2 pseudogenes are annotated in these 1272 nt (G+C 33.1%); one reads left to right on the forward strand and one right to left on the reverse strand.

Annotation, left to right across the window (positions count from 1 at the left end):
• Nucleotides 1-203 (reverse strand): annotated as a pseudogene (locus COZ07_RS07930) (DDE transposase); the annotation flags it as partial.
• Nucleotides 204-984: 781 nt separating this feature from the next.
• Here COZ07_RS07930 and COZ07_RS07935 point away from each other — a divergent pair.
• A pseudogene (locus COZ07_RS07935) lies at nt 985-1272 on the forward strand (transposase); the annotation flags it as partial.

Below are 1272 nucleotides of genomic sequence, written 5' to 3' on the forward strand. Positions count from 1 at the left end.
ACCATTACGTTTACTGCTGAGTTTGGCCGGCTTCCGTTTTTGGAATACAATACGGCAAAGTCTTCCTCTTTTATCTTTTGGAAAATCATTTGGTAAAAACTGTATTCCTCCGATTCCCTTATCTTCTTTCTCTTTGATTCCGACAGCTGGCTCTCTATGTCAAAAAAAGATGTCTGTAGATGAGTGATATTTTGGCGAAACATTTTTCCTCTTTCTCCTTTCTGCCTGTGCGTGTGCGCACCTGTCTGCGTGCGAACACGCACAGGCAGGCGCAGACAGGTGTATTGGCTTTCTTTATTATACAACTTTTCCGTCTTAAAATTAAAAATAATTCAGCCTATAATTGACTTTTTAGAGTGGACTCAATAATGTTATCACAAATACAGTATTTTTGATATCTTTTGGCAAAAGTGTACCAGTTCAGCAATTAGCCGATTATTTTAGTTTTACTCCTGAGAAAATCACCCAAAAATCATTAAACTTTGTTATGGGACGGTGAGATGAAATAATCAGTCGAATAGAACATCGATTTTGTTGAAAAAAATTGTTAGTTAAATTTCAAAAGTGCACTATTTAAGAATCAAAAGTGCACTTTTGAAATTTAACTAACAACGCACAAGTTAGTGTAAACTTTAGTAGGGTAGTTAGAAGAAAAAATATTTATATTTAATAATCCTTCTTTTGTTAGTAATAAGACAAGTAGCCAGAGAAGGGTTGTAAAAATATAAAAAAAGGTGTAGACTTACCTATAGAAAACAAAACCCTTTTTAACAAAGGAGGTAAGCTACACCCATGGATACTGATACTATAACAATAACTTTCCCTGAGGTCAAGGTTATGAATTGCCTCATCAAAAATCTAAATGAAAAAGTATCGATGCCTCATATAAAAATCTATATGAAATTATTTTAATTATAACCTAATCTCCTCTATATTTAAAGAGAAGAAATTATCTTTTTCAAATATATGAGGAGGGAGAAAGGAATGTTAACTATGGGGCAGAAAAAGGCCGTAACCAGAGAATTAAAAGATCGATATCAAAGGTCATCCAAAAAAGGAAAGACTTATATCTTAAATGAATTCATCCAACTTACCAGCTATAACCGCTGTTATGCCTGTCAAATTCTAAACCTAAAAAAAGAAAAAGTATTAGGATACCTAAATATGGCCGGTAAAAGAATAAAATATGTAGCGGATAATAGGAAGATCAAAAGGAAGAAGGAAAAGATCTATGATAAGAAAGTCCTTAACGCTTTAAAGGAGATCTGGAAA

It is taken from the genome of Candidatus Infernicultor aquiphilus (assembly GCF_002784285.1).
Classification (GTDB): Bacteria; Atribacterota; Phoenicimicrobiia; order Phoenicimicrobiales; family Phoenicimicrobiaceae; genus Infernicultor; species Infernicultor aquiphilus.